General features: G+C 64.0%; 31 protein-coding genes. 17 read left to right on the top strand and 14 right to left on the bottom strand.

Annotated features, from left to right (window positions below; translation table 11 throughout):
- Positions 1–6 precede the first annotated feature (6 nt).
- The 8 genes from rplF (at position 7) to map (ending at position 5335) form a co-directional block, all read left to right on the top strand.
- Complete coding sequence (rplF, locus tag PUN51_RS01370; RefSeq protein ID WP_159631365.1) at positions 7–543, top strand: 50S ribosomal protein L6; 537 nt, start codon at positions 7–9, stop codon at positions 541–543.
- Positions 544–545: 2 nt separating this feature from the next.
- A complete protein-coding gene (rplR, locus tag PUN51_RS01365; RefSeq protein WP_159631366.1) occupies positions 546–929 on the top strand; it encodes a 50S ribosomal protein L18 in 384 nt (127 codons plus the stop codon).
- Positions 926–1642 (top strand): 30S ribosomal protein S5, encoded by a 717-nt coding sequence (gene rpsE, locus PUN51_RS01360; RefSeq protein WP_141159772.1) that lies wholly within the window; start codon positions 926–928, stop codon positions 1640–1642. Before rplR ends, rpsE begins: the two co-directional genes overlap by 4 nt.
- Before the next feature lie 2 nt (positions 1643–1644).
- Positions 1645–1851, top strand: coding sequence for a 50S ribosomal protein L30 (gene rpmD, locus PUN51_RS01355; protein WP_009358731.1), 207 nt, complete (start codon positions 1645–1647; stop codon positions 1849–1851).
- Positions 1852–2337 carry a 50S ribosomal protein L15 gene (gene rplO, locus PUN51_RS01350; RefSeq protein WP_013601817.1) on the top strand — a complete coding sequence of 162 codons (486 nt, stop codon included), beginning with the start codon at positions 1852–1854 and terminating at the stop codon, positions 2335–2337. It begins immediately after the preceding gene.
- Between the two features lie 211 nt (positions 2338–2548).
- Complete coding sequence (gene secY, locus PUN51_RS01345; RefSeq protein WP_159631367.1) at positions 2549–3859, top strand: preprotein translocase subunit SecY; 1311 nt, start codon at positions 2549–2551, stop codon at positions 3857–3859.
- A 5-nt stretch (positions 3860–3864) separates the two neighbouring features.
- The gene (locus PUN51_RS01340) at positions 3865–4434 is read left to right on the top strand and encodes an adenylate kinase (protein ID WP_201302397.1); all 570 of its coding nucleotides are present in this window, start codon (positions 3865–3867) and stop codon (positions 4432–4434) included.
- Positions 4435–4507: 73 nt separating this feature from the next.
- Positions 4508–5335 (top strand): type I methionyl aminopeptidase, encoded by an 828-nt coding sequence (gene map, locus PUN51_RS01335; RefSeq protein ID WP_224026662.1) that lies wholly within the window; start codon positions 4508–4510, stop codon positions 5333–5335.
- A gap of 107 nt (positions 5336–5442) precedes the next feature.
- Here map and PUN51_RS01330 read toward each other — a convergent pair whose 3' ends face one another.
- The 3 genes from PUN51_RS01330 to PUN51_RS01320 all read right to left on the bottom strand — a co-directional run bounded on the left by PUN51_RS01330 (position 5443) and on the right by PUN51_RS01320 (position 8743).
- The gene (locus tag PUN51_RS01330) at positions 5443–6792 is read right to left on the bottom strand and encodes an ABC transporter substrate-binding protein (protein ID WP_224026661.1); all 1350 of its coding nucleotides are present in this window, start codon (positions 6790–6792) and stop codon (positions 5443–5445) included.
- Positions 6793–6866: 74 nt separating this feature from the next.
- On the bottom strand, positions 6867–7787 hold the full coding sequence (locus PUN51_RS01325) for a carbohydrate ABC transporter permease (RefSeq protein ID WP_159631371.1): 921 nt from the start codon (positions 7785–7787) through the stop codon (positions 6867–6869).
- A complete protein-coding gene (locus tag PUN51_RS01320) occupies positions 7784–8743 on the bottom strand; it encodes a carbohydrate ABC transporter permease (RefSeq protein ID WP_201302398.1) in 960 nt (319 codons plus the stop codon). Before PUN51_RS01320 ends, PUN51_RS01325 begins: the two co-directional genes overlap by 4 nt.
- Positions 8744–8958: 215 nt before the next feature.
- Between PUN51_RS01320 and PUN51_RS01315 the strand changes: the two genes are divergently transcribed.
- The 8 genes from PUN51_RS01315 (at position 8959) to PUN51_RS01280 (ending at position 14195) form a co-directional block, all read left to right on the top strand.
- Positions 8959–9894, top strand: coding sequence for a P1 family peptidase (locus PUN51_RS01315; RefSeq protein ID WP_275179643.1), 936 nt, complete (start codon positions 8959–8961; stop codon positions 9892–9894).
- A gap of 171 nt (positions 9895–10065) precedes the next feature.
- A complete protein-coding gene (gene infA / locus PUN51_RS01310) occupies positions 10066–10287 on the top strand; it encodes a translation initiation factor IF-1 (protein ID WP_009358723.1) in 222 nt (73 codons plus the stop codon).
- A gap of 71 nt (positions 10288–10358) precedes the next feature.
- A complete protein-coding gene (rpmJ, locus tag PUN51_RS01305; RefSeq protein ID WP_009358722.1) occupies positions 10359–10472 on the top strand; it encodes a 50S ribosomal protein L36 in 114 nt (37 codons plus the stop codon).
- 184 nt (positions 10473–10656) lie between these two features.
- Positions 10657–11031, top strand: coding sequence for a 30S ribosomal protein S13 (gene rpsM / locus PUN51_RS01300; RefSeq protein ID WP_003803743.1), 375 nt, complete (start codon positions 10657–10659; stop codon positions 11029–11031).
- Positions 11032–11085: 54 nt separating this feature from the next.
- Positions 11086–11487 (top strand): 30S ribosomal protein S11, encoded by a 402-nt coding sequence (gene rpsK, locus PUN51_RS01295; RefSeq protein WP_009358720.1) that lies wholly within the window; start codon positions 11086–11088, stop codon positions 11485–11487.
- A 130-nt stretch (positions 11488–11617) separates the two neighbouring features.
- Complete coding sequence (locus tag PUN51_RS01290; RefSeq protein ID WP_013601812.1) at positions 11618–12628, top strand: DNA-directed RNA polymerase subunit alpha; 1011 nt, start codon at positions 11618–11620, stop codon at positions 12626–12628.
- Positions 12629–12696: 68 nt separating this feature from the next.
- Positions 12697–13269: a 50S ribosomal protein L17 gene (gene rplQ / locus PUN51_RS01285; protein ID WP_275179642.1), complete on the top strand. Its 573-nt coding sequence runs from the start codon at positions 12697–12699 to the stop codon at positions 13267–13269.
- 32 nt (positions 13270–13301) lie between these two features.
- Positions 13302–14195, top strand: a complete 894-nt coding sequence (locus PUN51_RS01280) for a tRNA pseudouridine synthase A (protein ID WP_275179641.1) — start codon at positions 13302–13304, stop codon at positions 14193–14195.
- A gap of 21 nt (positions 14196–14216) precedes the next feature.
- Here PUN51_RS01280 and PUN51_RS01275 read toward each other — a convergent pair whose 3' ends face one another.
- Positions 14217–15884, bottom strand: a complete 1668-nt coding sequence (locus PUN51_RS01275; RefSeq protein ID WP_275179640.1) for a sensor histidine kinase — start codon at positions 15882–15884, stop codon at positions 14217–14219.
- A 252-nt stretch (positions 15885–16136) separates the two neighbouring features.
- Between PUN51_RS01275 and PUN51_RS01270 the strand changes: the two genes are divergently transcribed.
- A complete protein-coding gene (locus tag PUN51_RS01270; RefSeq protein WP_275179639.1) occupies positions 16137–16913 on the top strand; it encodes a response regulator transcription factor in 777 nt (258 codons plus the stop codon).
- 3 nt (positions 16914–16916) lie between these two features.
- Here the strand turns inward: PUN51_RS01270 and PUN51_RS01265 are convergent, their stop codons facing one another.
- The 10 genes from PUN51_RS01265 to PUN51_RS01220 form a co-directional block, all read right to left on the bottom strand.
- Complete coding sequence (locus PUN51_RS01265) at positions 16917–17399, bottom strand: Hpt domain-containing protein (protein ID WP_224026655.1); 483 nt, start codon at positions 17397–17399, stop codon at positions 16917–16919.
- 94 nt (positions 17400–17493) lie between these two features.
- Entirely contained in the window at positions 17494–18378 is an 885-nt protein-coding gene (locus PUN51_RS01260) for a type II secretion system F family protein (protein ID WP_224026654.1), read from the bottom strand.
- Between the two features lie 7 nt (positions 18379–18385).
- A complete protein-coding gene (locus PUN51_RS01255) occupies positions 18386–19318 on the bottom strand; it encodes a type II secretion system F family protein (protein WP_275179638.1) in 933 nt (310 codons plus the stop codon).
- A gap of 10 nt (positions 19319–19328) precedes the next feature.
- Complete coding sequence (locus PUN51_RS01250) at positions 19329–20810, bottom strand: CpaF family protein (RefSeq protein ID WP_275179637.1); 1482 nt, start codon at positions 20808–20810, stop codon at positions 19329–19331.
- Positions 20810–22003, bottom strand: coding sequence for an AAA family ATPase (locus PUN51_RS01245; protein WP_275179636.1), 1194 nt, complete (start codon positions 22001–22003; stop codon positions 20810–20812). Before PUN51_RS01245 ends, PUN51_RS01250 begins: the two co-directional genes overlap by 1 nt.
- Positions 22000–22749 (bottom strand): Flp pilus assembly protein CpaB, encoded by a 750-nt coding sequence (cpaB, locus tag PUN51_RS01240; protein ID WP_275179635.1) that lies wholly within the window; start codon positions 22747–22749, stop codon positions 22000–22002. The genes PUN51_RS01245 and cpaB overlap by 4 nt, the downstream gene beginning before the upstream one ends.
- A 23-nt stretch (positions 22750–22772) precedes the next feature.
- Positions 22773–23828 (bottom strand): pilus assembly protein TadG-related protein, encoded by a 1056-nt coding sequence (locus PUN51_RS01235; protein WP_275179634.1) that lies wholly within the window; start codon positions 23826–23828, stop codon positions 22773–22775.
- Positions 23816–24187, bottom strand: a complete 372-nt coding sequence (locus PUN51_RS01230; protein WP_275179633.1) for a TadE/TadG family type IV pilus assembly protein — start codon at positions 24185–24187, stop codon at positions 23816–23818. The genes PUN51_RS01235 and PUN51_RS01230 overlap by 13 nt, the downstream gene beginning before the upstream one ends.
- 88 nt (positions 24188–24275) lie before the next feature.
- Positions 24276–24479 carry a Flp family type IVb pilin gene (locus tag PUN51_RS01225; protein ID WP_275179632.1) on the bottom strand — a complete coding sequence of 68 codons (204 nt, stop codon included), beginning with the start codon at positions 24477–24479 and terminating at the stop codon, positions 24276–24278.
- Positions 24480–24729: 250 nt separating this feature from the next.
- Positions 24730–25563, bottom strand: coding sequence for a type II secretion system F family protein (locus PUN51_RS01220; protein ID WP_374114906.1), 834 nt, complete (start codon positions 25561–25563; stop codon positions 24730–24732).
- Between the last annotated feature and the right edge of the window lie 21 nt (positions 25564–25584).

The raw sequence follows: 25584 nt of genomic DNA, 5'->3' as shown, positions 1-25584 counted from the left end.
AGAATAATGTCACGTATTGGACGTCTCCCCATCACCGTTCCTGCCGGCGTTGAGGTCAAGGTTGACGGCTCTGTCGTCAGCGTCAAGGGTTCCAAGGGGGAGCTGACCCACACTGTGGCCAGCCCCATCGAGGTTGCCCTGGACGAGAACACCCTGACCGTCAGCCGCCCGAACGACGAGCGCGCCTCCCGTTCGCTCCACGGCCTGACCCGCACCCTGATCGCCAACATGATCCAGGGCGTCACCGCAGGCTACGAGAAGAAGCTTGAAATCGTCGGTACCGGTTACCGCGTTCAGGCCAAGGGATCTGACCTTGAGTTCGCTCTGGGCTACAGCCACCCGGTCAACGTTTCGGCTCCGGCCGGCATCACCTTTGCAGTAGAGGGACCGACCAAGCTCTCTGTCTCAGGTATCAACAAGCAGCAGGTCGGCGAGGTCGCTGCCAACATTCGCAAGCTGCGGAAGCCTGACCCGTACAAGGGCAAGGGCATCCGTTACGCCGGCGAAGTCATCCGCCGCAAGGTCGGAAAGGCTGGTAAGTAACCATGGCCATCTCCATTAACAAGAAGCGTACGAACAAGAGCAAGGCTGCTGGTCGCAGCCGCCGCCAGCTTCGTATCCGCAAGCGCATTTCCGGTACGGCTGTCCGCCCCCGCCTGGTGGTCAACCGCTCCGCACGCCACGTATTTGTCCAGGTTGTCGATGACACCATTGGCCAGACCGTAGCAAGCGCGTCCACTCTGGAAGCTGACCTTCGTGCATTCGACGGTGACAAGACCGCCAAGGCCAAGCGCGTTGGCGAGCTCGTTGCCGAACGTGCCAAGGCTGCCGGCGTCGAGGCTGTTGTGTTCGACCGTGGTGGTAACAAGTACCACGGCCGGATCGCCGCCGTCGCTGACGGTGCACGCGAAGGTGGGCTGTCACTGTGACCGAAGCAAACAAGGAAAAGGACACTGTGTCTGCAGATCAGAAGGCGCCCGAAGCCGCAGCTGCTGAGACCACTGCCCCCGCTGCCGAGGACCGCCGTGGTGGCGCCCGTCGCGGCGAGCGTGGCGACCGTGGCCAGGGCCGCGGCGACCGCGGTGGCCGTGGCGGCCGCGACGGTGGCCGCGAAGCCGAAAAGAACCAGTTCGTAGAGCGCGTTGTCACCATCAACCGCGTCTCCAAGGTCGTCAAGGGTGGTCGTCGCTTCAGCTTCACCGCACTGGTCGTCGTTGGTGACGGTAACGGCATGGTCGGCGTGGGCTACGGCAAGGCCAAGGAAGTTCCCGCTGCTATCGCCAAGGGCGTTGAAGAGGCCAAGAAGTCCTTCTTCCGCGTTCCCCGCGTTGGCAACACCATCCCGCACCGCGTTCAGGGTGAAGCCGCTGCCGGCGTCGTAATGCTGCGTCCGGCTTCCGCCGGTACCGGTGTTATCGCCGGTGGTCCGGTCCGTGCAGTACTGGAGTGCGTGGGCATCCACGACATCCTCTCCAAGTCGCTCGGTTCCTCCAACGCCATCAACATCGTTCACGCGACCGTTGATGCCCTGAAGCGCCTCGAAGAGCCGGCAGCAGTGGCAGCACGCCGCGGCCTGCCGCTGGACGAGATCGCTCCGGCAGCGTTGGTGAAGGCCCTCCTGGCTCCGAAGGCAGGTGTTTAGTCTTGGCTAAGAACCTGGTCCCCTCGGACGCTCAGTTGGAAATCACTCAGATCAAGTCCGCCATTGGCGGCAAGCAGAACCAGCGCGACACCCTGCGGTCCCTCGGCCTGAAGCGGATCGGACACACTGTTGTCCGCACCGCCGACGCCGTAACCGTTGGAATGCTCAACACGGTTCCGCACCTGGTAAAGGTAGAGGAGGCGAAGTAAATGGCAGAGAACACTGCTGATAAGGCGCAGGCTGCTGAGAAGCAGAACGCCCTGAAGGTTCACCACCTGCGTCCCGCACCGGGTGCCAAGACCGCCAAGACCCGTGTTGGTCGTGGTGAGGCATCCAAGGGTAAGACCGCCGGCCGTGGTACCAAGGGTACGGCTGCCCGCTACCAGGTGAAGGCTGGCTTTGCCGGCGGCCAGCTGCCGCTGCACATGCGCCTGCCCAAGCTGCGTGGCTTCAAGAACCCGTTCCGGGTCGAGTTCCAGGTGGTAAACCTGGACAAGCTCAACGAGCTGTTCCCGGAAGGTGGCGCAGTCACCGTGGAGAACCTGGTCGAAAAGGGTGCCGTTCGCAAGAACCAGCCCGTCAAGGTGCTGGGCACCGGCGACATCACCGTCAAGGTTGACGTCACCGCCCACGCATTCTCGGCCAGCGCCGCCGAAAAGATTGCTGCAGCAGGCGGAAGCACCACCGCCCTGTAAGGGACGGCGCCAGCTGCAAAACTCCCGGTATCCGCGGGCTTCGGCCCCGGATACCGGGAGTTTTTCGTATCCGCCTGGCGAACAATTCCTGCCATCCGGCGCACGCCGGCCGGCCCGGATTGTTCGCTCGGCACATAGACCCGTTAGACTCGGATGTCGGGATTTATCAAATTCCGCCACCCCCACCCTTATTGACACCACAGGAGGACGCTTGCTTAGCGCATTTGGCCGGGCCTTTCGCACGCCTGATCTGCGACGCAAGTTGTTGTTCACGCTGGGAATCATCACCATCTTCCGCTTGGGTGCTTTCATTCCCTCGCCCGGTGTGAACTACCAGAATGTCCAGCAATGCTTGCAGAACGGTCAGACCGCCGGCGGGCTGTACCAGCTCGTTAACCTCTTCAGCGGCGGCGCGTTGCTCCAGGTGTCCATCTTCGCCCTGGGCATCATGCCCTACATCACGGCCAGCATTATCGTGCAGCTGCTCCGGGTGGTCATTCCCCGGTTCCAGCAGCTGTACGAAGAGGGCGCGTCGGGACAGTCCAAGCTGACCCAGTACACCCGTTACCTCACCATCGCCCTGGGCCTGCTCAACGCCACTACGCTGGTGTCCCTGGCCCGCTCAGGGCAGCTGCTTCCCGGCTGCCAGCTGCCGGTGATCCCTGACAGCAGCATCATCACCACCATCCTGATCATCATCACGCTCACGGCAGGCACCGGCCTGATCATGTGGATGGGCGAACTCGTCACGGAGAAGGGCGTGGGCAACGGCATGTCGCTGCTCATCTTTACCTCCATCGCAGCCCAGTTCCCCACCTCCCTGGGTGCCATCTGGACCTCGCAGGGACCGGGAACCTTCTTCCTCGTCCTGGTGGTGGGTCTCCTCACTGTGGCCCTGGTGGTCTTCGTCGAGCAGTCACAGCGCCGCATCCCGGTGCAGTACGCCAAGCGGATGATCGGCCGCCGCACTGTGGGCGGCACCAGTACCTACATTCCCATCAAGGTGAACATGGCCGGTGTCATTCCGGTGATCTTCGCTTCCTCCATGCTCTACATTCCCGGGCTGATCGCTCAGTTCAACCAGCCCCGGAACGGCGAGCCCATGCAACCCTGGGTTGAGTGGATCAACAACAACCTCACCCGCGGTGACCACCCGATCTACATGGCGGTTTATTTCGTCCTGATCGTGTTCTTCACCTACTTCTACGTCGCGATTACCTTCAACCCTGAAGAAGTCTCAGACAACATGAAGAAGTACGGCGGCTTCATCCCAGGTATCCGCGCCGGCAGGCCGACCGCTGATTACCTGCAGTACGTGCTCTCACGGATCACCCTGCCCGGCGCCCTCTACCTGGGCTTCGTGGCACTGATCCCGCTGGTGGCACTCGTGCTGATCAACGCAAACCAGAACTTCCCGTTCGGTGGCACCTCGATCCTGATCATGGTGGGCGTTGGGTTGGAGACCGTAAAGCAGATTGATGCGCAGCTACAACAACGTCACTACGAAGGGCTTTTGCGATGACGAGAATGCTGATTATTGGACCTCCCGGTTCCGGAAAAGGAACGCAGGCGGAGCGGATTTCGGAACGCCTCGGCGTTGTGGCCATCTCCACCGGCGACATCTTCCGTGCCAACGTGAAGGGCGAAACTCCGCTCGGCGTCGAGGCCAAGAAGTACATGGACAACGGTGACTTCGTCCCGGACAGCGTGACCAACAAGATGGTCCGTGACCGCCTGAACGAGTCCGATGTCGAGAACGGCTTCCTGCTGGACGGCTACCCGCGCACCACCGCGCAGGTGGACTACCTGGACGAGATCCTCGCCGACGGCGACGAGAAGCTCGACGTGGTCCTGCAGCTGACTGCCGACGACGAGGAGCTGGTACACCGCCTCCTGGGCCGGGCCAAGGAAACGGGCCGGAGCGACGACAACGAAGCCGTCATCCGCCACCGCCTGGACCTCTACCACGAGCAGACCGAAGCTGTGGTGGCGAAGTACGCCGACCGCGGCATCCTCACCAAGGTTGACGGGATCGGTCCGATCGACGAAGTAACCAACCGCGTGATGCAGGCCATCAAGGCCGCACAGGCCGCCTGACCCAAGGCGCCCGGTTTTATCGAGGCTCCTCCCGGCATCCGGGAGGAGCCTCAGCCATTTGAAAGGAAACATCATGGCCTTCGGCCAGCCCCGCATCGAATACAAGAACAACGCCCAGATGCGCACCATGCACGAGGCCGGCCTGGTCCTCAGCCGTGCACTGGATGCCGCCGTTGCCGCCGCGGTGCCGGGGGTCACCACCAAGCACCTGGACGACGTCTTCGCCGCCGTCCTCAACGAGGCAGGCGCCAAGTCCAACTTCCTGGGCTACCACGGCTTCCCGGCGACCATCTGCACGTCCGTCAATGAGGAAGTGGTGCACGGCATTCCGGGCAGCCGCGTCCTGCAGGACGGCGACATCATCTCCATCGATGGCGGTGCGATCGTCAACGGCTGGCACTCGGATTCCGCGCGCACGGTGATCGTGGGAACAGCGGACCCGGAGGACCAGCGCCTCTCGGACGTCACCCAGGCCGCCATGTGGCGGGGGATCGCCGCTCTGGCCGGCGGTTCCCACGTGGGGGACATCGGCGCCGCCATTGACGACTACGTCTCCTCCGTCCCCGGCAAGCCGCTGGGCATCCTGGAGGACTACGTGGGCCACGGCATCGGCTCCGAGATGCACATGGCCCCGGACGTCCTGAACTACCGCACCAACCACCGGGGCCCCAAGATCAAGCCTGGCCTGTGCCTTGCCATTGAACCCATGCTGGTCCGCGGCGGCATCGAGACCGCAGTCCTGGAGGATGACTGGACCGTGGTAACCACCGACGGGAAGCGCTCCTGCCAGTGGGAGCACTCCGTGGCAGTGCACGAGAAGGGCATCTGGGTGCTGTCGGCGCCCGACGGCGGTGCGGAGCACCTGGTGCCCCTGGGCGTCACCCCGGTGCCGATTCCCTAAGGGGACACGCTTCCCCTTCTTCGACGCGCATTTTCCTGCGTGACGCACAAAAGCCCTGGCAGGACCCGGATCCGGGTCCCGCCAGGGCTTTTGCGTTTCGACAGCGGCTAGGACTTCAGCTTCGGCTTCACGTCCCGGTCGTAGATACCCTGCAGGGTGGTCTTCAGGTCCGTCATGGTGGACTTGACGTCGCCTTGCTGGGTGAGGATCTTCGCAGCGGCCTTTGCCATCTCCTGGTCAGCACCCGGCAGGAACACGCGGGCGTTGTCCTGGACCTTGGTCACCGCGAGCTGGTCCACTGCGGTCTGGATCTGCGGCGTCTTGGCCAGGACCGCCTTCATGTCGGCCGACTTGCGGGTGGGCATGTAGCCGGTGGCGGCGGAGAACTCCGCGGTGCTCTCCGGTTGGGTGACGAAGTCCAGGAACATCCCGGCGGCCAGCTGTTCCTCCTTGGAAATGCCGCTGGGGATGCCCAGGCCTGCACCACCCGTGGGGCAGACGTTGGAGGTCGCCTTGGGGCCGCCGGGCAGGAAGCCAACACCCACGTTGAACTTGGCCGACTTCAGGATGCCCAGCAGCGAGCCCGTGGAGGCGATGGTGGCCGAGGTCAGGCCTGCGGAGAAATCGTCGGCCGCTTCCTTGGACGAGACACCCGCCCACTTGTCCTTGTAGATCGAGTCCTGGGCCCACTGCAGCGCGGCGACGGATTCGGCGGAGTCGCAGGTGATGTCCCATTCCTTGGACCAGCCACCGCCCCAGCCCCAGAGCATGTTCTGCAGGGTCCAGCCCGCATAGCCGGCCAGAGCCGGATAGATGTAGGCGTACTGGGCGCCGGAGCTTGCCTTCAGCTTGGGTGCCCACTCGCCGAATTCCTGCCAGGTCTTGGGAGCCCGGTCCGGGATTCCGGCTGCCGCGAAGTGGTCCTTGTTGTAGTAGAACAGCGGCGTTGACCGGCCGTAGGGCAGGGCCCACTGCTTGCCGTCGTATTTGTAGTCATTGACCAGTGACTGCTGGAAGTCGTCCATCTTCATGTTCAGCTGCTTGGTCAGGCTGTCCACCGGAATGATGCTGCCGTTGGTGTAGTACCGGAACCACCACACGTCGGAGAGGACAACGACACCCGGGAGGCCGGACTTGGCTGCCTGTGCGGTCTGGAACTTCTGGGCGATTTCCTCGTAGTTGGCGCCGGCGGTGACCAGGTTGACGGCGATGCCCGGGTTCTTGGCCTGGAACTTCTCGATCAGGCTCTTTTCCACATCCTGGGACTGTCCGGGGTGGCTGGACCAGAAGTCGATCTTGGCAGCGGGCTTCACGCCGCTGAAGTCGATATCGGCCGCCTGGGACGTCGCCTGTCCACCGCCGCTTGTAGAAGGTCCGCCGCATGCGGCCAGGGCTGCGGCAGAGGCGGTGAGCCCTGCCAGGCCCAGGAAGTGCCTCCGGTCCAGGTGAAGTGTCATGACAGTTCCTTTCGGTTGTTGCCTGCGGAAGGGGGAGTACTTGGAGGTTGGGTACTACGACGGCGGCCGGCGGCTTAGCCGGTCACGCTGCCTTGGGTGAGGCCCGCCACGATGTAGCGCTGCAGGGCCGCGAAGATGATCAGGATGGGGACGATGACCAGGACTGCCCCGGCCATGAGGACACCCCAGCCGGCGGCGTTGCTCTCGTTGTTCTGCAGGAGGGTGAGGCCGACCGGCAAGGTCATGGTTTCCGGCCGGTCCGTGATGATCAGCGGCCAGATGTAGTCGTTCCACTCGGTCACGATGGTCACCAGGGCCACCGTGGCAATGGAAGGCACGGAGACGGGGACCACGATCTGCCACAGCCGGCGCCAGTGGCCGGCACCGTCCATCTCTGCAGATTCGAGAATGGAGGCGGGCAGGGTACGGAAGTGCTGCCGCAGCAGGAACGTGCCAAACGCGGTGCCAAGGCCGGGCAGGATGATGCCCCACAGGGTGTTCTTCCCGCCGATCCCAGCGATCAGGATGAAGTTGGGCAGGATGGATACCTGCGGCGGCACCATCAGGGCCACCAGGATCAGCAGGAAAATGAAGTTCCGGAACGGGAAGCGGACAAAGACCAGGGCGTACGCCGTCAGGATGGCCAGGAGCACCTTGATGGTTGCCCCTGACAGGGTGACGATGGTGCTGTTCAGGAAGAACTGCCCGAAGGGGACCGTAGTCATGGCGGTCCGGTAGTTCTCCAGGTTCAGGCTTTCCGGAAGGATCTTCAGGTCGGTGGTGACGATTTCGCCCGATTGCTTGAAGGAGCTGAGCACCATCCACAGCAGGGGAAGGAACACCACCAGCGTGGCGATCAGCAGCGGCAGGTAGCCGCCCACCACGGTCTGGACAAGGTTCCGGCGGGAGAACGGCCGGTCGCGGCGAAGGCCGGGGTCCGGTGCGGCGATGGCCGGAGCGGCGGGGTCCGGGCTCACCGGTGATAGGGATGTCACGAGTAATGAACCTTTCGTTCCACGAACCGCAGCTGGAGCACGGTGATCACCAGGAGGATGGCAAACAGGACCACCGAGATGGCCGCTGAGTAGCCGGCCCTGTTGTAGGCCCCGAAGGCCTGGAGGTATGCCTCGTAAATCAGGGTGCTGGTGCCGGTGCCCAGGGGTGTCATGATCCGGATGAGGTCGAAGGCCTGCAGCGAGCTGAGCATGGTGGTGATCAGGAGGAAGAACGTAGTGGGGGACAGCAGCGGCAGCGAGATGCTGACGAAGCGGCGGAACCCGTTGGCACCGTCGAGGGACGCCGCCTCCATGACCTCCTGCGGAAGCGACTGGAGCCCGGCGAGGTACACCACCGCGCAGTAGCCCAGGTTCTTCCACACGTAAACCAGGATCACCATGACCAGCGACAGCTGGGGATCGTTGATCCACTGCGGGCTCTGCTGCCCGATGCCCCGGAGCAGCCAGGCCAGGACGCCGTAGCCCGGATCAAAAATGAACAGCCACACCAGGCCCACGCCGACGCCGGAGAGGACGTAGGGGGCAAAGACGGCGGAGCGCGCGAACGTGGTGCCGCGGACCTTCGCGTTCAAGGCCAGCGCAACCAGCAGGCCCAGGATCATCGAGCCGCCCACCGTCACCAGCGTGAACACTGCGGTGGTGCCCAGCACTTTCGGGGCATCGTTGCTGGTGAAGAAGGTGACATAGTTGGCGAAGCCCACCACGCTGGCGGTGGGGGAACCGAGGGTCCAGTCCAGCGTGGAGTAGTACATGTTGCTGAACAGCGGCCGGTAGGTGAAGACGGCGATCAGCACCAAGTTGGGCAGCGCCATGGCAAGGAAAACAAAGAAGTCGCGGCGGGTCCTTGCGGTCCACCGCCGTCGTGGAACTTTTGCCGAACGCCCCGGGGGCCTCTTGGGCTTGGTGGCGGGGTGCTGGGCGAGTTGACGGGTCATGCGTGTCTCTCCCGGGTTGGGAGCCTGCTCGTGGCCGGCCCTGGCTTGATCTAGGGACTACTACACCAGACCGTCAGGGGGCTGAAACCCGCATATGCCCTTGTCAGGGAACTGTTATCCAAGGCTTCGTCGCCCGTTAACGCTGTGTTGATTGCAGTCTCGCATAAAGTTCGCCGTTGCGGCAGGGGCGCGCCAGCGGAGGGGACAATAGGGGCATGGGAACCATTACCGATGTCCCGGGCATCCGCGTGGGCCACGTCCAGAAGGACACCGACGGCTGGCTGACAGGCGTTACCGTTGTCCTGCCGCCGCCGGGCACGGTGGGCTCGGTGGATGTCCAGGGCGGCGGCCCGGCCACGCACGAAACGGACGCCCTTGACCCCACCACCCTGGTCGGCACCGTGGACGCCCTGGTCCTCACGGGCGGCAGCGCCTACGGGCTGGCGTCCGCTGCGGGCGCCCAGCGCTGGTGCGAGGAAAACGGCCGCGGCTTTGCCGTTCCCGGGGGAGTGGTGCCCATCGTCCCCGCCGCGGCCATCTTCGACCTCGGCAGGGGCGGGAACTTCGCCGCACGGCCGACGCCGGACATGGGCTACGCGGCAACGGCCGCCGCGGCAGCACAAAAGGAGGGCCACGACACCGGACGGGGCAACGTGGGTGCCGGCACCGGGGCACTGATCGGCCGGGGGCAATATAAAGGGGGAGTTGGCACAGCGTCGGCCACGCTCGGGAACGGGGTTGTGGTCGGAGCCCTGGCCATAGTCAACGCACTCGGACTCCCGTTTGAACCAGCGGTGCAGTTCTCCGTGGAGACCACTGATCCGCCGCCCCTTAACACCACCCTTGTCGTTGTGGCCACCAATGCCGTTCTGGATGTGGCCGAATGTAAGAGGACTGCCTCTGCTTCCCATGCCGGGATTGCCCGGGCGCTCAACCCGAGCCATACCCTGGCCGACGGGGACACAGTCTTCTGCCTGGCAACCGGTGCTGTGGCACTCGACCGCTCCGACGACGCTGCCCGCCAGGTCAGCCTCATCACGCTCCAAAGCGCGGCAGCCGACGTCGTCCGCTTGGCCATCCTGGACGGTGTGGCCGCGGCTGGTGCCGTGAGCACTCCGGCCGGCGAATATGGTGCGTACCGCACCGCGTAGGCTACTATGGCCGATTTAACTTTTACCGGCCAACAGGGTAGTGTTGCTTGTTGGTTGTCTGGACTGCCACGCCCTTTTGGGCCTGGAGACGGCAATCGATCCAACAAAAACGTTCGTGGTCATGCCCGGTGCTATCCGGCGGGGCTGCGGCAACAACAGTTAGCGGAGGGTATGGCCAAGAAGGACGGGGTCATTGAGATCGAAGGCGTTGTGACCGAGGCGCTGCCTAACGCGATGTTTCGCGTTGAGCTCACCAACAAGCACATCGTTCTGGCACACATCTCTGGAAAGATGCGTCAGCACTACATCCGAATCCTCCCTGAGGACCGCGTAGTGGTGGAGCTGAGCCCGTACGACCTCACCCGTGGTCGTATCGTCTACCGCTACAAGTAAATTGCTGGGCGGCGGCAGTGCAAACTGACTGCTGCTCCAGTTGACCAAACTGCTACACGCAAAGGAACGCCATGAAGGTCAAGCCGAGCGTCAAGCAGATCTGCGAAAAGTGCAAAGTGATCCGCCGTAATGGCCGGGTCATGGTGATCTGCGAGAACCCGCGCCACAAGCAGCGCCAGGGCTAATTTCCTTCCCTGAAGGAAATCCTGGGTTGCTAACCCACGCAAGTAAATAAAGGCAGCACAAGCTGATCTGGAACATTGAGCTCGAAAGAGTCCGGACAGCTAACCCCCGGTCGGAGGCTGGGGCCGCACGGAACGTGCGGGTGTACTGCCTACGACCTCCGGTTTATCAAGGAGTACTGCCACTATGGCTCGTCTCGCTGGCGTAGACATTCCCCGCGAAAAGCGGCTGGAAATTGCGCTTACTTACATCTACGGCGTGGGCAAGACCCGTGCACACGAAACCCTGGCTGCCACTGGCATCAGCGCTGACGTCCGCGTCAAGGACCTGACTGACGCCCAGCTGGTTGAGCTGCGTGACTACATTGAAGGCAACTACAAGGTTGAGGGTGACCTTCGCCGCGAAGTAGCAGCAGATATCCGCCGCAAGGTTGAAATCGGCAGCTACGAAGGCCTGCGCCACCGCAAGGGCCTGCCCGTACGCGGTCAGCGTACGAAGACCAACGCACGTACCCGCAAGGGCCCGAAGCGTACCGTCGCCGGCAAGAAGAAGGCCCGTTAAAATCCCCGCTCGGGATTTACGGACTTTCCCCAATAACTTTCTGTAGGAGAAAAAATGCCCCCGAAGACTCGTGGCGCGGTTCGCAAGCCGCGTAAGAAGGACAAGAAGAATATCGCGCTTGGCCAGGCGCACATCAAGAGCACCTTTAACAACACCATCGTTTCCATCACGGATCCGACCGGCGCTGTTATTTCCTGGGCTTCCTCCGGTGAGGTTGGCTTTAAGGGCTCGCGCAAGTCCACCCCGTTCGCTGCGCAGATGGCTGCCGAAGCCGCTGCCAAGCGTGCGCAGGAGCACGGCATGCGCAAGGTAGACGTTTTCGTCAAGGGACCGGGTTCCGGACGCGAAACCGCCATCCGTTCGCTGCAGGCCGCAGGCCTCGAGGTTGGCTCCATCCAGGACGTCACCCCCGCAGCGCACAACGGCTGCCGCCCGCCGAAGCGCCGCCGCGTCTAATTCTTTTCCGCAGCAGGAGCTTGCCCGGACCAGTGATGGTCCGGGCAAGCCCAGCGCGTTAAGTCTTCAGACCGAATTTCCACCACCTGTGTTGCGTCATATAGCGGATGCTCGCCGAAAGGAAACCTAAGTGCTCATTGCACAGCGCCCCACCCTCTCCGAAGAGGTAGTCTCCGAAAACCGTTCGCGTTTCATCATTGAACCGCTGGAACCGGGCTTCGGCTACACCCTCGGAAACTCCCTCCGCCGTACCCTGCTCTCCTCCATCCCCGGTGCTGCCGTAACCAGCATCCGGATCGATGGTGTGCTGCACGAGTTCACCACGGTTCCGGGTGTCAAGGAAGATGTCACCGAGATCATCCTTAACATCAAGAGCCTGTCGGTTTCCTCCGAGCACGACGAGCCCGTCGTGGCTTACCTGCGCAAGCAGGGCCCCGGAGTCGTCACCGCCGCGGACATCGCTCCGCCGGCCGGCGTCGAATTCCACAACCCGGATCTGCACATTGCCACGCTGAACTCGAAGGGCAAGTTCGAACTCGAACTGACCATCGAGCGCGGCCGCGGCTACGTTTCGGCAGCTCAGAACAAGTCCGGCGACGCAGAGATCGGCCGTATCCCGGTTGACTCCATCTACTCGCCGGTGCTGAAGGTTACTTTCCGCGTGGAAGCAACCCGTGTTGAGCAGCGCACCGACTTCGACAAGCTGATTGTCGACGTCGAGACCAAGCAGGCCATCGCCCCGCGCGATGCCGTTGCTTCCGCAGGCACCACCCTGGTGGAACTGTTCGGTCTGGCCCGTGAGCTGAACACCGCAGCTGAAGGTATCGAGATCGGCCCGTCGCCCACCGACGCTGCCCTGGCAGCCGACATGGCACTGCCGATCGAGGATCTGGACCTCACCGTCCGTTCCTACAACTGCCTCAAGCGTGAGGGCATCCACACCGTGGGTGAACTCGTTGCCCGCTCCGAGGCTGACCTGATGGACATCCGCAACTTCGGTGCAAAGTCCATTGACGAGGTCAAGGCAAAGCTGGTTGAACTGGGCCTGTCCCTCAAGGACTCGCCTCCCGGTTTTGACCTCGCAGCACGCGCCGCAGCAATCGAAGAGGACGACGCCGCTTTCGGCGACGACGAACTCTAAACCAGACCTTGGCCGGCGGGCAGCACCATGGTGTGCCGCCCACGGCTTCCACATGAGGAGAAACAATTATGCCTACCCCCACTAAGGGTCCGCGCCTCGGCGGCGGCCCGGCTCACGAGCGTCTGATGCTCGCGAACCTGGCCTCATCCCTGTTCGAGCACAAGCGGATCACCACCACGGTGACCAAGGCCAAGCGCCTGAAGCCGTACGCAGAGCGCCTGGTGACCTTCGCCAAGCGTGGCGACCTGGCTTCCCGCCGCCGCGTCCTCGGCCTGATCAGCAACAAGGGCGTCGTCCACGAGCTGTTCACCGACATTGCGCAGGCTGTGGAGAACCGCGACGGCGGATACACCCGCATCACCAAGATCGGCAACCGCAAGGGCGACAACGCTCCCATGGCTGTCATCGAACTGGTCCTCGAGCCGGTTTCCGCCAAGCAGGCCGTCGTAGCCGAGGCTACCCAGGCTGCTGCCAAGGCTGCTCCGGCTGCCGAGGAAGCTCCCGCTGAAGAGGCTCCGGCCGCTGAGGAAGCTGCTGCAACCGAAGAGGCACCTGCTGCTGAAGAAGCTGCAACCGAAGAGGCTCCGGCCGCTGAGGAAGCCGCCGAGGCTCCCGCAGCCGAGGAGAAGGACGCGAAGTAATTCGCTGATTCTCTTCGCATAGACTTAGGTCTGTGAACCACCAAAAACCCGCGGCCCCCGTTCCAGGGGGCGGCGGGTTTTTGCGTATCCGGCTTGACCTTTCGTACGACGGCGGCCCGTTCAGCGGGTGGGCGCTCCAGCCGGGGCGGCGGACCGTCCAGGGTGTCCTGGAGGAAGCGATCGAGCTCCTGGTCCGGCGCCAGGTACGGGTCACCGTCGCCGGGCGCACCGACGCCGGCGTGCACGCCCGCGGCCAGGTGGTCCATCTGGACCTCACCGAAGCCGAGTGGCTGGGACTGCCGCGCGGGCACGAACTCGATCCCGCCGTCGCCATGCTGCGGCGCCTCCGCGGTGCCCTGAACCGCGCCCTCGGCGACCTGCACGGCGCGGTGGAGGTCCACGACATCTCGCCGGCACCCGCCGGCTTTGACGCACGCTTCTCGGCGCTGTGGCGGCGGTACAGCTACCGGATCGCGGACGGGCCTGCCCTCTGGGATCCCCTGGAGCGGTACTTCACCCTGTGGCACAAAAACCCGCTGGACGTGGACCTGCTCAACGACGGCGCCTCCCGGCTGCTGGGCCTGCAGAACTTCCTGTCCTTCTGCAAGCCGCGCGAAGGGGCCACCACCATCCGCGAGCTGCAGCGCTTCGAGTTCCGGCGCGGCGAGGACGGGGTCATCGTGGCAACCGTCCAGGCCGACGCCTTCTGCCACAACATGGTGCGCGCGCTGATTGGCTCGGCCCTGTACGTGGGGGAGGGCGTGGAGGAACCCGGCTGGCTGTACGAACGGCTGCTGCTGCAGAAGCGGGATGCCAAGTCTGTCCTCGCGGCCCCGCATCCCCTGGTGCTGGAGGAAGTGGCATATCCGTCGGACAGCGAGCTGCTGGCCCGCGCCGAACAGACCCGGGCCGTCCGCGAGCACTGACCCGGGCCGCGCCCTGATCTCCTAAAACGCCGGAGGCGGGCCCTCCGCCGGCAGCGTCACCGTGAAAGTGCTGCCCTGGCCCTCGCCGCTCTCGCACATGATGCTGCCGCCGTGCCGCTCCACGATCATCCGCGTGATGGACAGGCCCAGCCCCGCCCCGGGAATGGCCGCCTGCTGGGCCGCTTCCGTCCGGAAGAAGCGGGTGAAGACCTGTGCCGCGTCCTCGTGCGACATGCCCATCCCGGTGTCCGTGACGCTCAGCCTAACCCACTGCCTGTCCGCTGTGGCGCTGATGCTGATCCTGCCGCCGCCGGGGGAGTACTTGATGGCGTTTGAGACCAGGTTGTCCAGGACCTGCCCGATCCTGAGCGGGTCGGCGTAGGCCCAGAGGGGCGAGGGGACATCGGCGGCGATCTCCACGTTGGACCGCTGTGCCGAGGCCTGGGCCGAACTGAGGCTGGTCTCCACCAGGCTGGCCAGGTCGGTCCGTTTGGGGTGGACATTCAAAGTGGTGGAGGCGGAAGCCGTCAGGTCGGCCACGAGGTCCATCAACCGCTCCGCGTTCCGCTGGACCACCACGAGCCGCTGGGCCAGGGGCGGCGGCAGCAGGTGTGCTTCATCCAGAACCAGGTCCACGTTGCCAATGATCGAGTTCAGCGGGTTCTTGAACTCATGCGAGACATTGGAGATCAGTTCCTGGTTCGCGGCCACGGACTCCACCCAGCCGGTCACGTCGGTGTAAACCACCACCGCCCCGGTAAGCCGGCCATCCTCGCTGACAAGCGGACGTGCCGCCGTGGAGACGGCGCGCTGCTCCGGCCCCTCACCGGCCCACACCAGGTAGTCGGCGAAGGATTCCCCGGCCATGGCCCGGCTGATGGGCCTGCGGTCCGGGGAAAGCAGGGTGCGCCGGTCCTGGCCGAAGATGAGCTGGTGCCCCTGGCCGGGGACGGCCTCGTCAGCGCCTGTGGCGCGGCGGAAGTTGCGCTGGCGGCTGTTGGACACCAGGAAGTGGCCGGAACGGTCGACGGCGGCAATGCCGACGTCAGTGGCGTCCAGGACGGTTTCGAGCAGCTTTTCCCGTTCCCGGCTTGCCGCCAGCAGGTCCCGGAGCTCGCGGTCCTTCTCCGCCAGTTCACGCTGCTGCAGCCGCAGGTTGACGCTCGCGAAGCGAATGGCGAGGGACACAGCGAGCATCATCACGGGGAAGAGGACCACCGTGGTGAGGTCCGACGCATTGACCGAGGGAAAATGGCCCACGGCCGAGGGAGCCATGATGAGGAACGGTCCCAGGAAGCTGAGCACCAGGCTGCTCCGTGCCAGCATCCCGGACGCGGAGAGCCAGATGACCGGAAAGACCACCAGGACGGCCAGGCCCGGGAGGAGCGGTGCCGCGCCATTGCGCAGGAAGGCGATCGCCGCAAAGTCCAGCACCGGGATCACCAGGTACGGCCTGTGCGGCAATCGCTCCCACGGCACCAGGAAGCAGGCAAGGAACAGGATGCCATGGAGTGCCAGTCCTGCGCCGTACAACGGGCTGTGCAGAAGGGAGGGCCACGCGAACGGTGTGATCACCGCCAGGACCAGCACTACAAGGGTCAGGGGGAGTTGGCACAACGCCACCTGGGCGCGGGTCCCCAGCCGGCGGAAGATCCGGCCAGGCCCCCGGTGGAACAATGGCTCAGCCATGTTTCTGACTCGTACCCTTTCGCAACTGGATTACAGGCCCCGCCAGGGTCTTTGAATTGCTTTCCTTACCCCGGTACTTACCCTTTCCCATCCATAGTGCACATGTCTTGTCATAATAATTGACTTTTCAATTTTCCGGACGAATACAGATGTGATCAGCAGGGCTTACTAGTAGCGTATAAATGGTTGGAGCGGGAATGGCATTGGCGCTGGGCCAATGGGGGGCCATCTCCGCCTGGCGCAGGGATAGCAATGGACGATCTTGGTGTAGCTGTAGTAATCGAAGATGACGCGGATGTACGCAACCTCCTTGAAGGCGTACTGACCCAAGCGGGCTTCGAAGTGCATACAGCTGTTGATGGGCGGGCCGGGGTTGAGGTGGTCCGCAGCAAGCAGGCCAACGTTGTGACGCTCGATATCGGCCTGCCGGATATTGACGGGTTCGAGGTCTTACGGCGAATCCGGAATTTCAGTAATGCCTATGTGGTGATGCTGACGGGACGGACGGAGGAACCGGACCTGCTCTCGGCATTGAACACAGGCGCGGACGATTACATCGCCAAGCCCTTCAGGCCAAGGGAGCTCCGGGCGCGGGTAGCGGCAATGATGCGCAGGCCCCGGCATGAGATAACCGGGGAGGCGCCGGCCCGCTTGGGACAGTCGCCGGTTCCTGACACGCACGGCGAGTCCGGCGTTTTGCGGCACAACGGCCTGCTGCTGAACCACCGGACACGCACCGTGGAGGTCAAGGGCGAGCCGCTGGGACTGACCCGCAGTGAATTCGACCTGCTGCATGTGCTGCTCAAGGGCGGCGGTGCCGTCTGCACCCGGGCTGACCTGGTGAGGGCCGTGCGGGGCGATTTCTATGAACGGGACACGTACATCAGCGAGGCGGACGAGCGGGCGGTGGAGGTCCACGTGGGAAACCTGCGGCGCAAGCTCAAGGAGGACCAGCTGTCACCGCGCTGGCTGCAGACGGTCCGCGGGGTGGGGTACCGGTTGGCGCCCCGCCGTCCCGATGACGCCTAGGGGTCAGCCCTTTTCCAAAATGTAGGTCGACTGCAGCTCGGACACCGTCCGTGCCCCGTCCTGGGCCACGCCGGCCATCATGGCCTGGCCCCGGACGAAGTCGCCCTGCCGGATCAGGCCTTCGAGGAGTTCGGCGAGCCTGGCCAACCGGAGTCCGCCCACCATGGCGGAGCTGATCTTCAGGCTGATGACGGCATCCAGGGCCGAGGCCTCGTCCTGGCTGTCCACGGCTGTTCCCAGCCGGGCCAGGCGCAGGTCCCACATGGCGGCGTAGTCACGGGCAAAGCGTTGGGCCAGTCCGGATCCGGCCAGCTCGTCCTCGAGCTCCTCCAGCACGGCTGCGTCAATGAGCGGCAAGAGCGCAGCCGCTTCCAGTGAGAGGGCCGCGCCTGCGGCCGGGCCGGGGGCTGCAGGCAACGTGACCCCGGCCAGCGGGGAGTCCGCAGCGGGGCTCTTTCCGCTGGAACCGGGATGTTGACTCTGCATTGTTCAAGGCTACTTCCTGGAATTCCTTCGGCGTCCAATTTCTTATCATTCTGTGTAAACCTTGAGGTAACCTTGCCGCCGCACTGAGTATCGTCTATTGTGCGCTGAAGGTCACCACGGTGTTGATCACGGCCGGTCCCAGGATGGCAATGAAGAGGACCGGAAAGATAAAGAACAGCAGCGGGAAAAGGATCATGACCGGCAGCTTCATGGCCTTTTCCTCGGCCCGCTGGCGGCGCTTTACCCGCATGACCTTGGCCTGGACCCTAAGGACCCGGCTGATGGCGATGCCGTACGTGTCGGCCTGGACCACGGCCTGCACGAAGCTGCGCAGTTCCGGGATGCTGGTCCGTTCCGCCAGCGCGATGTAGGACTCGCGGCGGCTGCGTCCCACCTGCATGTCCTGCAGGGTGCGGACCAGTTCCTCGGCCAGCGGGCCCTTGCCGTTCTCACCGGCCCGGGCCATGGCGCCTTCGAAGCCAAGCCCTGCTTCCACGGAGATCAGCATCTGGTCAAGCGTGTTGGCCAGTTCAAGCTGCATGGCCTTCTGCCGCTCCTGCCCCTTGCTGTAGAGGAGCAGGTCCGGGATGAAGTAGCCAAGGAACAGGACGAAGATCCCGGCGAGTTTCATCAGGGGACTGCTGCCGATTGCGGCCAGGTAGCCGCCCATGGCCACCCCGGCCAGGCCGAGGGCGAGCTTGGATCCCAGCACCTTTCCCAGCGGCATGGAGGCCGGGCGTCCGGCGAGGGACAGGAGGCGGTCCAGGAACGCGACGTAGGCCGGGGGAGTAAGGCGCCGGCCCAGGGCTTCGAGCCGTGCGGGCGCTCCGGTGGGTGCAACTGCGACGGGCGGGGCGCCACGGGAGAGCAGGTCGGTGACCGCCGCGCGGCCCTGCTTGTCCACCGTGAGGACGGACCAGGCCACGGCCCCCAGGGGGAGGCAGACCAGCAGGACTGAGAGCAGGACGATGAGGTTCATGGGGTCCTCAGAACTTCAGGTCGATGATCTTGCGCATCCACAGCGCACCGATGGTCATCAGGACAAAGGAAGCACCGATCATCACCCACCCCAGCGGATGGGTGAACATCGAGTTCATGTAGCTGGGGCTCACGGCCAGCAACATGGCCACGATGCCGAACGGCATGGCGATCAGGATGTAGGCGGAGAACTTGCCTTCCGCGGCCAGCGCCTTGATGTGGCCCTTGATCTCCGCGCGCTCGCGGATGGTCTCGTTGACCTGGTCCAGCACCTCGGCCAGGTTGCCGCCCACTTCGCGGTTGATCTGGATGGCCTGTGAGATCCAGACGAAGTCCTCGTTCTTCATCCTGTCGGCGGTGTCGTTGAGGGCGGCGAGCAGGTCACGGCCGAGGCTGGTCTCGGTGATCACCCGCCGCATCTCCTCGGACGTTGGCTTCTGCGACTCGTTCGCGGCGGCATCGATGGCGCGCAGGATGCTGTGGCCGGCGCGCAGGCCGCCGGAGAGCAGCTGCAGCGTGTCGCCCAATTGGCTATCGAAGGCGGTGCGGCGCTTGCCGGCCAGGAATCCGAGGACCAGTTTGCCCACGAAGGGTGCCAGCAGGGCGAGCAGCAGTCCCATGAAGGGGCCTACTGTCACCAGGCCCACCAGCATGCCGACGCAGGCGCCGATCCCCACCAGCAGGAAGAACTCGGCCTGGCTGAGCCGCAGGCCTGCGTTTTCCAGTTCCGCGCGGGAGAACAGCTTGACGTTCCGGCCGGCCAGCAGCCGCTCGAAGGACTTCACGCCGGAGAGTGCCAGGCGGGACAGGGAGGAGGGCGGCTCGGGTTCAAAGGGACGACGGCGGTCCAGCGGCACCGACGGGGCGCTGGGCAGGAGCACGGCCACGCCCAGCAGGCAGATGGCTGCGAGGAGGATGACGCTTCCGATGGTGATGATCACGGGCCCGTCCCTACTTCACGCCCGGACCCAGCGGGGTGGCGAACACCGCGGGGGAAACATGGATGCCGAGGTCCTCGAACCGGTCAATAAAGCGGGGCCGGATTCCGGTGGCCACCGGCCTGCCCAGGAACCGGCCCTGCGCGTCCACGCCTGCCGAGTAGTCGAACACGAAGGCGTCCTGGAGGGTGACGATGTCGCCTTCCATGCCCTGGACCTCCGTGACGTGGGTGATGCGGCGGGAGCCGTCGCGGAGGCGGGAGATCTGGACGATGAGGTTCACGGCGGAGGCAATCTGTTCCCGGATGGCCCGCAATGGAAGGTCCATGCCGGCCATGAGCACCAGGGTTTCCAGGCGGGCCACGGCGTCACGGGGGGAGTTGGAGTGCACGGTGGAGAGGGAGCCGTCGTGGCCGGTGTTCATGGCCTGGAGCATGTCCAGCGATTCACCGCCACGAACCTCGCCCACCACGATCCGGTCCGGGCGCATGCGGAGGGAGTTGCGGAGGAGCTCGCGGATGGTGACTTCGCCTTTGCCCTCGGTGTTGGGCGGGCGGCTCTCCAGCCGCACCACGTGGTCCTGCTGGATCTGCAGTTCCACGGCGTCCTCGATGGTGACGATCCGTTCGTCGTGCGGCAGGAAGGAGGACAGGACGTTAAGGAGCGTGGTCTTGCCCGTACCCGTACCGCCGGAGACGATGATGTTCAGCTTGGCTTTGACGCAGGCGTTCAGCAGCTCGGCCATCTCCGGCGTCAGCGTGCCGAAGTCGATGAGGTTGCGGACGGTCAGCGGGGTTTTGCTGAACTTTCGGATGGTCAGGGAGGAGCCGCCCACGGCCAGCGGCGGGATGACCGCGTTCACACGGGAACCGTCCTCCAGGCGGGCGTCCACCAATGGCGAGGATTCGTCGATGCGGCGGCCCACCTTGGACACGATCCGTTCGATGACCTTGCGCAGGTGCTCTTCGGAGCTGAACCGGGATTCGGTGAGCGTCAGCTTGCCTTTGCGCTCCACATAGATCTGGTCCATGCGGTTGACCATGATTTCGGTGACGGCAGGATCGTCGAGGAGGCGCTGGAGGGGGCCGTAGCCCAGCACGTCGTCGGCGACGTCCTGGACCAGGCGGGTGCGTTCCTCCGGGGTCAGCGGCACCTGCTCGGCGTCGACGATGCGGGTGAGTTCCTCCTTGGCGGTGCTCCGCAGCTCCTGTTCACTTACGGCGCCGTCGTTGAAGCGCGTCCCCATGCGTTCGAACAGGGCGGTGGCTGCCCTGTCCTTCATGGCTGCGAAAACGTCCACCCTGGGTGCCGTGGGCACCTGCTGGGTGCCGGCGTCGTGCGTTGAATGCACGACGGCGGCGTGCGCCGGGTGCCGTTCCATGCTGTCCGCGGGGGCCGGCGAGGGCGCGGGTGCGGGGAGGGGCGGCTCCAGCAGCGCGGTGCCGGCCGCCTGGTTGCGTGACTGGACCGCGTTGATGCGTTCGGAGAGTTTCATCAGATGACCACCCTTCGGTGAAGTTTCCGCTGGGCCTGCGTGCGCCATGCCGGGTTGAAGCGCTCCACCAGCTGACGGAGGCTCTTCACGGCGGGGTCCTTCTTGGATTCCTGGAGGATGGGGATGCCGCGGTTGGTGGACAGGGCCACGGCGCGGGAGCGGGGGACGCTGACGTCCACGGGCGCGCCGATGGTGGACTCGACGTCCCGGACGTTCAGACCGGATTTGGCGTCGGCCATATTCAGGACCACGTGGCGGGATTCGGGCATGATGTCCAGCTGGCGGAGGACTTCCAGGCCGGAGCGGAGGCCGCGCAGGCTGGGGATGTCCATGGCGCTGACCCAGACCACGTCGGTGCACCGTTCCATGGCGGCGAGGCCGATTTCCGGCATGCCGGGGGCGGTGTCGATGACCACGTACTGGAACTCGTGGGCCAGCTGTTCCAGCAGGTGGCCGATCTGTTCCGGAGTGATGTGGTCCGCGTCCACCGGGTTGGGCGGGGCGCAGAGCGCGTAGATGCCGGCCGGGTGGACCGTGAGGAAGGCCTTCAAAACCAGGGAGTCCTGGGCGGCGGCGGGGGTGACGGCGTCAGTGACCGTGTGCTGCGGGTTGAGGTAGAGGCCGGAGGCGACGTCCCCGAACTGCAGGTCCAGGTCCACGATGACCACGCTCATGGGCGCGATCTGGCCCAGGCCAATGGCGATGTTGGTGGCCAGGGTGGTCTTGCCCACGCCGCCCTTGGGGGAGAAGACGCCGATGACCAGGCCGCTGCCGTTCTCCGCCTGCTGGGTCTCCGGACCGCGGTGGCGGGTGGCGAAGGACTGGCAGGCACGTTCCAGCAGCACCCTGATTTCCGCGGCGTCGGCCTGCGGGCTGAGGATGTCGCGGATGCCGGCGCGCATGGCGTAGAGGAGGTAGTCAGGGTCCACATCGCTGACCAGGACCAGGCTCAGGCCCGGGAGCTGGACGTCGAAGACCTTGGCGAACCTTAGTGCTTCTTCATACGGGACGTCGGGACCGATGATCAGCACTTCCGGCTGCTCCTGGTTGAGGAGGGCGAACAGTTCCGCCGGGCCCGCGGGAAGGATGTCACTCGCGATGGTCTGGACGGTGCCGCGCAGGCCGTGGGCGACGGCGGCGCGCAGCTTCTGGTCGAACTCGGCGCTGGGGGAGAGGAGGACGAAGCGGCTCATTTGTACACGTTGTCCTTCCTGGCGATGAAGCCGCCGTTGTCCTGGGCATCGAGGGGTTCCTTGGTAAGCCAGAGACTGCCATTGATGGTGGTGAAGATGATTTTGCTTGCGTCCACGTCACTCACTGCCACCGTCACGATGAAGGATCCTTGGGGAAGGGTGGTGTCCTGCGGGTTTGTGCCGTCGGTGGGCTTGGCAGTTGGTTGCGCGGCCCGCTGGACGGCCGTGACGAGGACTTTGCGCAGGGAGAGCTGCGTGGTGGGCTCGGCTGGCTTGGACTTGTCAGCCCCGCCCGCGAAGTTAAATCCAATGGCCACATGGTCCCCGGCTTCGAGACGGCCACCGACAACCATCTTGGGTTCCAGCTCGAAGGTAACTTCCTGGAGTCCCGCGGGTACCTTGGGGGCGCCGCTCGTCTTGGCATCTGCTGGCGCGACGAGGCGTTCTGCGAGGAGCTGTTCGCCGGGAACCAGGTCCACGGCGGCTACCTTGCCAGCTGATTGGTCGAGATCCTTCAGGGCGGTTTTGGAGACAGCCGTAGCTGGCACTTGCTGCACGACTACGGATGCCCTGACAATATCGAGGGAAGAACCTGCCGGCACGGCCTTAGTCACCACAAGAACGCCAGTCGGGTCCATGTCTTTCATGGCGCGCTGGTCGGCGCCCTGGGCGTAGGTGACTATGAGAACCGCTCCGATGATGGCCAGCACTACTGCTGCTGCACCGGCCAACATGCGTGACTTCACTTTTTCTCCTGAAGGGGGTAGCGCTAGAGGGTAGGGCGGACGATTGTGGCGCCGTAAGGGTCCACGGGGCCAAGGGTGTACCCGTCGGCAAGTGAGACGTAGGTGACGAACTTGCCGATAATGCCACGGCAGTTTCCGGTGCATTGGGTAGCTGTGGTGACTCCGGTAGTTGTGGACTTGGTGCTTTGAAATTCATAAGGGAGGCCTGTGCCGCCGCTGAACTTCCAGCCCGCGACGTCGAAGGCTGCAAAGGCAACCAAGCTGTAAACCGCCCCGGAGCCAGTACCGGTAATTTTGTCGAAGACCGGGAGCAGCACGATAACCTTCTTGCCGGCCGCGATGTCCTTTCCCCAGCCGTTCAGGGTGGCATCGCAGTTGCCGGGAGCGTTGTTGCCCGGGTCGCTGCCACCCTCGCTCACGGCCAGGTCAATCGTGCCGCCGCATTTTCCGGCGTCTTGGACCAGCCATCCGTAGCCGCCGGATACCGCCGCTCCTGAGGGGCCGTAATTGCAGGAGGCATTGGCATTCTGGCCGTGGTCCTGCAAAAGCTGCAGCGCGCCATCGATGTTGTCCTTGACCTGGCAGATTGAGAAAGCCAAGGGAAAAGCCGTGCGACCCGCCTTTGGGCTGCCCCATACGGCCGAGGCTTTGGCGCCAACCTCTTTCGATGGAATGCCCAGCACTCCGGCGAAGAAGAGGGAGACCGAGTTGTCCGGCGCTCCCTTCTCCTTGGCAGTTGTGGTGACCGAAACAGTCCTGGCCTTTGTGTCCAGCTGGATGTTGTTCACGTTGCTCATGCCGTCCAAGGCATTCTGGTTTGCAAGGCTTGCGGCAAGCGTCGACGTCGGTGAACACATCGTTGTATCGGCACTGTTCCTTGCGCATTTTTGCGCCAAGGCGATTGCAGAAGCATCGGCCCCGTTCTGGAGCTGCGCACGTTCGGAATAAATCAGACCCACGTCCACAGCGATTGCCACGAACCCTAGGAGAGCCACCATGAGAATAGCGACGATGACGCTGATGGCGCCGCGCTCGCGGTGCAGCGTGGCGCCCCGATGGCTCCAGCTCAACCGCCGCACAGCATGACTCCCTTGCCGGTCATCGGGAATGGGCCGGCGATGCCGGTGATGGTGGACAGCGTGTAGTTGATGGTCAGCGTTACCTGGTTCCCTGGGCTGCACGTGGTGGTGCTGAGCGTGATGTTTGAGACGGGGATGGTGCTGACCGATGCCGCCGCGTTCTGGGCTGCTGTCTTGGCGGCGGCGGGATCGTTGTTGATCGCCATGACGCGCACCCCGTCGCGGGCTGCGTTGGTCAGGGTGATCTGGGCGTTGTACGCCCGGCCAAATTCGATGGTTCCCAGCACAAGCATCAAGAGGAGGGGCAGCAGGATCGCGAATTCGACGGCGGCCGCGCCGCGCTCCGAATCACGTTTCACCTGCTGCACCTCCTCTTGTTTTGCTTGTTTCCGCCGGGCAGAGTGCCGCCGTTTCGATATGGGGTCCGGAACGGCGGTCGGGGCGTTGTTAGCCGGCGGGGGTGGCTGCGGTCGTCGGTACCGGAACCTTTCCGGCGACACCGTTGAACATGGCCTGCAGGTTGTTGCCGAGAAGGGTGACGGCGACGATGATGACCACAGCGATGAGGGCAACCATGATGCCGTATTCGACGGCGGTTGCGCCCTTTTCGCTGCGAAGGCGGATCATGAGGTTGGTGTAGAGAGAAAGCATCTGAGACTCCTGTGCGAGACGGATTGGCTGGCCCTGCACCAGCACTGAATCGAAGTTAGCAACGCTTGATGTGACGTTGACCGGATCTTGCAGCATCCTGCGCAAAGCCTTTACGCCGTGCACTTTTCATGGGCTTTTCCTTGGCTTTTACTGGGCCGAAGCTAGGTTTACTCTTCCTGTAAGCATGCAAAAGGACCCCCTCGGTTCTGGGTGCCGAGGGGGTCCGGTCTTTGCAAGAGACGCAGTTAGATCAGCTGAAGGCTTGAATAATGTTGATCACTGCCGGGCCAAGAATGATGATGAAAATCACCGGGAAGATGAAGAGCAGAAGTGGAAACAGGACCAAAACGGGGAGTTTCATCGCTTTGTGTTCTGCGCGTTGGCGCCGTTTAACACGCATGTCGCCCGCCTGGGCCTTAAGAACCTTTGCGATGGCGATCCCGTAGGCGTCTGCTTGCACGACAGCTCGGACAAAATTCCGCAGATCCTGGACATTGCTGCGTTCGGCCAAGGCGAGGTATGAGTCGCGACGGCTGCGGCCCACCTGCATGTCTTGAAGGGTACGGATCAATTCCTCTGCAAGGGGGCCCTTGCCGTTGTGACCGGCCCTTGCCATAGCCGATTCGAAACCCAGCCCTGCTTCTACCGAAATCAACATCTGATCCAAGGTGTTCGGAAGTTCAAGCTGAATCTTTTTTTGCCTCTCGGAGCCGCGGCTATAGATCAGTAAGTCGGGGACGAAGTAGCCGAGCACCGTGGTGAACACTGCCAGCAGTACCAGTTGGGGAGATGCTCCCCGGCTGAGGAAGAGCATCATGATGATTGCTGCGAGGAGTGCTATGGCGGGCTTTGCTACCAGAAGCCGCGGAAGAGGCATAGCGGCAGGCCGGCCCGCCAACGCAAGTAGTCTGTCGAGTTTGGCTGCGTAGCCCTTTGGGGTGACGCGTGCGGCGAACCTCTCCAGATCCATGTTCTGGCTGGATACGGTGCTGGCAGATGCATCTATTCCCTTGCTCAGGTTGCCCTGGATCAGCACACGAGACTTGCGGTCCGTAACGATCAAGGACCAAACGAGGAACGACACTGGTGTTACTGTCAGGGCGAT

Origin of the sequence: Arthrobacter sp. NQ4, from assembly GCF_029077345.1 — a bacterium.
GTDB lineage: Bacteria > Actinomycetota > Actinomycetes > Actinomycetales > Micrococcaceae > Arthrobacter.
The sequence above is the reverse complement of the archived record's forward strand: the minus strand, read 5'-3'. Positions and strand labels throughout refer to the sequence as shown.

What these genes read in the sequence shown, in the direction of transcription:
- rplF (WP_159631365.1), top strand. Translation starts at nt 7, where the DNA reads ATGTCACGTATTGGACGTCTCCCCATCACCGTTCCTGCCGGCGTTGAG.
- PUN51_RS01330 (WP_224026661.1), bottom strand. Translation starts at nt 6,792, where the DNA reads ATGACACTTCACCTGGACCGGAGGCACTTCCTGGGCCTGGCAGGGCTC.
- rplO (WP_013601817.1), top strand. Translation starts at nt 1,852, where the DNA reads ATGGCAGAGAACACTGCTGATAAGGCGCAGGCTGCTGAGAAGCAGAAC.
- rpsK (WP_009358720.1), top strand. Translation starts at nt 11,086, where the DNA reads ATGCCCCCGAAGACTCGTGGCGCGGTTCGCAAGCCGCGTAAGAAGGAC.
- PUN51_RS01260 (WP_224026654.1), bottom strand. Translation starts at nt 18,378, where the DNA reads ATGAACCTCATCGTCCTGCTCTCAGTCCTGCTGGTCTGCCTCCCCCTG.
- rpmJ (WP_009358722.1), top strand. Translation starts at nt 10,359, where the DNA reads ATGAAGGTCAAGCCGAGCGTCAAGCAGATCTGCGAAAAGTGCAAAGTG.
- PUN51_RS01225 (WP_275179632.1), bottom strand. Translation starts at nt 24,479, where the DNA reads ATGCTTTCTCTCTACACCAACCTCATGATCCGCCTTCGCAGCGAAAAG.
- infA (WP_009358723.1), top strand. Translation starts at nt 10,066, where the DNA reads ATGGCCAAGAAGGACGGGGTCATTGAGATCGAAGGCGTTGTGACCGAG.
- PUN51_RS01320 (WP_201302398.1), bottom strand. Translation starts at nt 8,743, where the DNA reads ATGACCCGTCAACTCGCCCAGCACCCCGCCACCAAGCCCAAGAGGCCC.
- PUN51_RS01270 (WP_275179639.1), top strand. Translation starts at nt 16,137, where the DNA reads ATGGACGATCTTGGTGTAGCTGTAGTAATCGAAGATGACGCGGATGTA.
- PUN51_RS01265 (WP_224026655.1), bottom strand. Translation starts at nt 17,399, where the DNA reads ATGCAGAGTCAACATCCCGGTTCCAGCGGAAAGAGCCCCGCTGCGGAC.
- PUN51_RS01315 (WP_275179643.1), top strand. Translation starts at nt 8,959, where the DNA reads ATGGGAACCATTACCGATGTCCCGGGCATCCGCGTGGGCCACGTCCAG.
- PUN51_RS01340 (WP_201302397.1), top strand. Translation starts at nt 3,865, where the DNA reads ATGCTGATTATTGGACCTCCCGGTTCCGGAAAAGGAACGCAGGCGGAG.
- PUN51_RS01250 (WP_275179637.1), bottom strand. Translation starts at nt 20,810, where the DNA reads ATGAAACTCTCCGAACGCATCAACGCGGTCCAGTCACGCAACCAGGCG.
- PUN51_RS01245 (WP_275179636.1), bottom strand. Translation starts at nt 22,003, where the DNA reads ATGAGCCGCTTCGTCCTCCTCTCCCCCAGCGCCGAGTTCGACCAGAAG.
- rplR (WP_159631366.1), top strand. Translation starts at nt 546, where the DNA reads ATGGCCATCTCCATTAACAAGAAGCGTACGAACAAGAGCAAGGCTGCT.
- PUN51_RS01275 (WP_275179640.1), bottom strand. Translation starts at nt 15,884, where the DNA reads ATGGCTGAGCCATTGTTCCACCGGGGGCCTGGCCGGATCTTCCGCCGG.
- map (WP_224026662.1), top strand. Translation starts at nt 4,508, where the DNA reads ATGGCCTTCGGCCAGCCCCGCATCGAATACAAGAACAACGCCCAGATG.
- rplQ (WP_275179642.1), top strand. Translation starts at nt 12,697, where the DNA reads ATGCCTACCCCCACTAAGGGTCCGCGCCTCGGCGGCGGCCCGGCTCAC.
- rpsM (WP_003803743.1), top strand. Translation starts at nt 10,657, where the DNA reads ATGGCTCGTCTCGCTGGCGTAGACATTCCCCGCGAAAAGCGGCTGGAA.